General features: G+C 38.3%; 3 protein-coding genes and 1 pseudogene. All 4 read right to left on the reverse strand.

All coding sequences use genetic code 11. The annotated features are described in order from the left end of the window. A pseudogene (locus A9Q93_RS07535) lies at window positions 1–2684 on the reverse strand (carboxypeptidase); the annotation flags it as partial. An 82-nt stretch (window positions 2685–2766) separates the two neighbouring features. Beyond that, a complete protein-coding gene (locus A9Q93_RS07540; protein WP_303686775.1) occupies window positions 2767–3336 on the reverse strand; it encodes a phage tail protein in 570 nt (189 codons plus the stop codon). Window positions 3337–3351: 15 nt separating this feature from the next. Beyond that, a complete protein-coding gene (locus tag A9Q93_RS07545; protein WP_303686776.1) occupies window positions 3352–3918 on the reverse strand; it encodes a phage tail protein in 567 nt (188 codons plus the stop codon). Window positions 3919–4189: 271 nt separating this feature from the next. Further along, a partial coding sequence (locus tag A9Q93_RS07550; protein WP_303686777.1) for a T9SS type A sorting domain-containing protein occupies window positions 4190–5581 on the reverse strand: 1392 nt, incomplete at its 5' end.

Here is a 5581-nt window from a genome sequence, read left to right on the forward strand (position 1 = left end):
CCCGAAGAGGTTTGATCAAATCCAGTTGCAGCATCTACCATCCCTACTGTTCCAGAAGCTCCTGTAATATGAGTTCCAAATCCAGATGGAGCAGCACCGTTTTCCTGCCATTGAGAATAAATAGTACTCATAGAGGCTACTGGTGAGCTTACAAATCGATAGGCGCGACCTCGTACACTGTTGTTTTCTGGTACAAACTGCTCTATCTCTACTAATCCTGAGATATTTCCATTTGTTGATGTTCCCGAAGTAAAACTTTGGGAAGTAAACACAGCAGTACGATCGGCTGTTGATTTAAGCGTTACTTTTTTTGAAAAACTTAATGGTCGATCACTTGTTTGTAACTCATAATACACATCAATGTCTAAATCTACGTTTGCCGTATTGTTATTAGCATTTTCATTTACATATATAAGAGAATTGACGTTTGCATTACCCATTCCTGCAACTGAAGTCAATGATTGATTTGTGGTAATGAAAGCTGGAAACGTAGGATCTGGAGATGGCCCTATAACAGGATTCAATGCGCCATCGATCTCCATTTTATAGTTAAGTAATAAATAATCATAAGAAACGCTAGCGTTTTGAGCAACATACAGGCTACCTACACTTGGTGGAATTGGTGAACTACCATTTGTCAAAGGCTGCTGAACTGCGTTACCTGCTACTATTTCTACTCTTTTAAATGGATTGTTTACAAGCTCAGGATCACCATTTGGTGCTTGCCAGCCATTGTTAAAAGTATAAATTACAGGCTCTGAAACGTCTATACAATAACTGATAGTTGTATTTTCATTACTGTAAACTTGAACATAATAGGTGCTACCTGGAGTAAGTCCTTTCGCGTCGATAAAAGTACCATCTAATAATTCTACACCAGATGCCGTTGATGAAGATGAACAAGCTACTGGAGTACTTAATGTAGAAACATCACCTGCTACAGATGGCGCCTCATATAAAGCTAAAGTCAATGCAATACTAGCTGACTGAGGACCAAAATTGTTGATTCCATTATCAGTAATCTTTATTAATGCATCTCCACTTCCTGAGGCTATAAAGGAATACCATTGTGAAGATCGATTTGCTGGAACAACTGGTGCTCCTGTATCAAAGGCACAATCAGGTACACTTTCTCCCATTTCTAAAGTAGCGTTTGCGATATCATAAATACTTCCTGTACATCCAGCTCCATAAGTTAAACTTGTGGCTCCTGATAGATTATCATTAGATTCTACAATTGTCAAAGACTGTATGAAACTATTGGGACATGCACCAGAAGTGGTATACGTTACATTGTAAGATCCTGGCGTAGAAACTGAAAGATCAATAAGTCCTGATGAAGCATTTAAGGATAATCCAGATGTACTTGAAAAAGAACCTCCTGTCACTCCAGTAATCGTAGGAGTAGGATCTGCATCTATTGTAGAATAAATTGATGATGAATAACTAAAACTAGCATCGTCTAATGCATTTATTGTAACAGAAACATTGGAACTGTTAGGGCAAGATCCAGTTGTAGTATACGTTACCGTATAGGTACCTGGTGTTGATGCTGAGACATCTATAGTTCCTGAAGAGGCATTTACAGACAATCCTGCAGTGCTTGAAAAACTTCCGCCGCCTAAACCGGTAATAGTTGGACTTGGATCTGATGCATTTACACAATAAGAACTAGCTGAATAACTAAAGCTTGCATCGTCAATAGCTGTTGGAGTTATAGTTATAGAACCACAGCTTCCTGGTGTTACACAACCTCCTTCTCCTCTTACATAATAGGTTGTAGCAGCACTGATTGTCGGTATATTGAAGGAGCTAGTTGTAGTGGTTCCTAACGGCGTTCCTCCACATGAGCCCGTATAAATATGCCAAGCAGTTGCATCATTAAGATTTCCTGCTATATTAATTGTTGCACTAGAACCAGTACATACTGTAGTAGGTGCACTTGTAAGAGTTGGAATATCTGGATCGCTGCAAGGTGTAGGCACTACTGGACTAGTAAAGTCGATTGAGCGTATTTCAAAATTTGCAGGTGGTCCTCCACCAGTTACGGTAAAAACAATTTTTGCAACGCCTAGAATAGGTAAATCATCTCCAGAAAACAAAGGATTAACTGAGGTTTCTGCTGTTGTCAGAGTTCCAGAGATAGTCATTGAACCAACTGAATTATCATCTTTATCAAAATACTGAATTGTAGTTCCTGTATAAGTAGAAGAACCTGTAAAGTTTGCAATTCGAATGTCATTTAGATCAAATGATTCTGCATCCACATTGTCCGCCTGAATGGTTAATACCTCGGTACCACCAGAAAATGATTCATCAGAACCGTATAATACGGTGAAATCATGATTGAGATTATTGCTCACAACTAACTCAGCAATATTGTTGATTGTCTTAAATCCTGTACCTCCGGAATCAGCGGCACCTAAACCTGAAAAAGTCTGAGGTGCATAAAAATTCGACAAGTCTAGACCAGGAATTTCTGAGTGAATGGAGCTGATAAATGTTGAAGTAATAGCAGAACTCTCCTTAGCTATAAAACCCAATGATCCATCAAAGTGTTCTTTAATAGAAGCTTCAATTAAAGAATTTTTATTTACCTCAACCTCCTCAGACTTTCCAGAAACATCATAGTATACAAATGTGATAAGAAATAAGGAGAAGAGAAAACGAGTATAGTTTTTCATATTATAAGTGGTTAGTAAACAACAACATGACATCGGTATAATTACCGACGACAAGCTATTGTAGTTTAAAAAATGTTTAAAATTAATTACGTGAAGGGTATGTCCCTTGTAAAGCAATGATATAATTAAGAGCTAAAAAAGGACTTCTATTCTCATGAGACAGCTGTTGCCCAGTATTACTTAATGTCATATCAACATTATTTGTTCCCATAGATACAGAAGCTGTTGAACTAGGGTCATACATGTTAGTAGTTACCGAAGTACGCCTTGTGACACGAGTAAGTGGTATACCAAGATTTGCTGAGTTAGCTTCGTGATCATCACCGTTAGAAGATGATGCTTTTATCGTTCCAGTAGCTACATGAGTATGTTGTGGTAGTTGCAGCTGATTAAGGGTTACACTTTCTACTCCGCTTCGACTACCTAACGGACGATTAGACAATCCTGGACCTTGACCTGAACTAACTGCAACTCTTCCTCTTAAATCTGGAAGAGCAAACGTAGTTCTACCGTCGCCTCCATATGTTGTCCCTACAAGAGAAAACAATGCAGAATTACCAGAAATGGCTAGTAGTTGACCATGACATAATGCCCAACCTCGAGGAGCAAAATTGCCTGCAAACAATTTAATTTGTGCTATAAAAGGGTTCATATAGATGGTTTTAAGTTAATTTCTTGAAGGAAAAACCCCTTGAAGTGCTATAATATAATTAATTGCTAGATAAGGTTGCATATTAGTATGTGATTGAGAACTTCCTGAGTTCCCAACGGTAACATCAACATTATTAGCCGCCATTGTTCCGTCATTTGCTCCAGACGTATAAACTTGAGTATCTACAGTTGTAGTAGGATTTAAAGGAGTACTTGCTGAGGCAAAGTTTGCACCAGCAGGATCATTACTAGTCCCAGTACCACTTGATGCTCTTACAGTACCTGATGCTGTATGTGTATGAGAAGGGATTTGAGTTTGATTTAGAGTAACATTTTCTACTCCACCTCTTTGACCTAGACTGTAATTACTAAGTCCAGGACCGTTTCCCTGACTTACAGCAGCTCTACCTCTTAAATCAGGTAAAGCAAATGTCGTTCTTCCATCGCCTCCATAAGTAGTTCCTAAAATAGAAAAGAGTGCTGTGTTTTGACTTATTGCTAGAAGTTGTCCATGACAAAAGGCCCAGCCTCGAGGCGCAAAGTTGCCGGCAAACGTTGTGATTTCTCCAAGAAAAGGATCCATAATTTAAATAGTTTTTTGGTTAATTGTCTCTAAATATAATACTTAAAACAAATAGATACCAACATAAAGTCAGCATAATACTTTTAATTATTGGTATATTCTTACAATTTTAAGTAGCAATTGTTTTTATCTCTATTTATTTAGTTAGCAATCAGTTCCGCTTTCGCGAAAGCGGATTAATAATAAATATCGTTTTATTCAAAAAATGATTTACCTCAGTACCATTACTGAGATAAATCATTTCTAAGGTTTTATTTATTAGTGCTCTTCTTTACTCGATCACTAATTTTCTTACTAGCTTATCTCCTTCTTCGGTAGAAACCTCTAGAATGTATAAACCAGTTTTCAATCCTGTGTCTTTCCATTCATAAAGTCCTTGTGCGCTGAACTCGATTGCTCGATCGCTGATTAACTTTCCTGACAGGTCGGTTACTCGTAGTCTTGCTTGCTGGCTTGCAAGTTGTGTAGATTGCATGCTTATTGCAGCATTTGTCGCTGCTGGATTAGGATACATCGTGAAGGCAGCGCTTGTTACTGTATCTTCTATTCCTAGAGTTACGTTCTCAAACTTCAACTGGAAACGATCTACAGCTATACTTGCTGGAATGGATGCATCTACTGTAAAGCTAACTGTATTAAATCCATCTACTAATGGTGTAGATGTATTTGTATACTGGTCATACATATACGCATCAACTGAAGTAAGTCCTGTAAGGTTTATCGTATAGGTATAATCGGTATCACCATAGTTGTAATGATTTAATTGTATTACCTCATTATGAACTGGTAGTGATCTTCCTGCAACTGCATAATTATTTGCTGCCTGCTCTACGGCTATACTCTCATCAAAGTTCATGATCTTAGTATAATCTCCAGTGCCTACTGCATTTGAATAATTAGAAGCAAAGCGTATCAATAATCCATCACTTAAGGAGTTCCCGCTAGTAAAACTTGCAGTATCATATAAGGACATCGAGATAGAAGCTGGTCCTGTGGATGGTGTGCTGGTAACTGTAGTAGAGCTTCCTGTTACAAGGCCATTGATATTTGTTTGAGCTGGTCGGTAACGTATAACAGCATCATTTGTAGGTCCATTTGCTCCTGCATTTGCTCTTACAAATACTGCTTGACCTGGCTGTATAAAACCATTATTTGCACTTGCTGGTGTTGCTACTCCTGCGCCACCTGCGTCAAATCCTGTATACGTTACATATGCTCCTCCACTACCAGTAGAACCTCCTAATGTCGGATCCCAATAATACACAACATCATCTTCTATGTTTGTACTCGCATCTATAAGGCTCTCTACATCAACAGCATTTTGATATGGATTTCCTGTAAAAATAAAATCTCCTTGTTCTACATCATAGCTTTTTGAGATAGGCTTATGCTCTAGCGCTCCCGTTGATCGCAATACAGTAGCGTTACTGCTTGTGTTTGTAGTTAAATCTACATTACGATCTCCTCGTATATAAAGTAAGTAAGCTTGAGCCACCTTTAAACTATCGGCTGCTTGATTTGTACTAGTAACGAGATTAAAACTTTGACTGGTATCATTACTATAAGTACGCATGCTACTTGCTCCCGAAGAGGTTTGATCAAATCCAGTTGCAGCATCTACCATCCCTACTGTTCCAGAAGCTCCTGTAATATGAGTTCCAAA

Source organism: Nonlabens dokdonensis (genome assembly GCF_002162835.1).
In the GTDB taxonomy this organism is placed as follows: domain Bacteria; phylum Bacteroidota; class Bacteroidia; order Flavobacteriales; family Flavobacteriaceae; genus Nonlabens; species Nonlabens dokdonensis_B.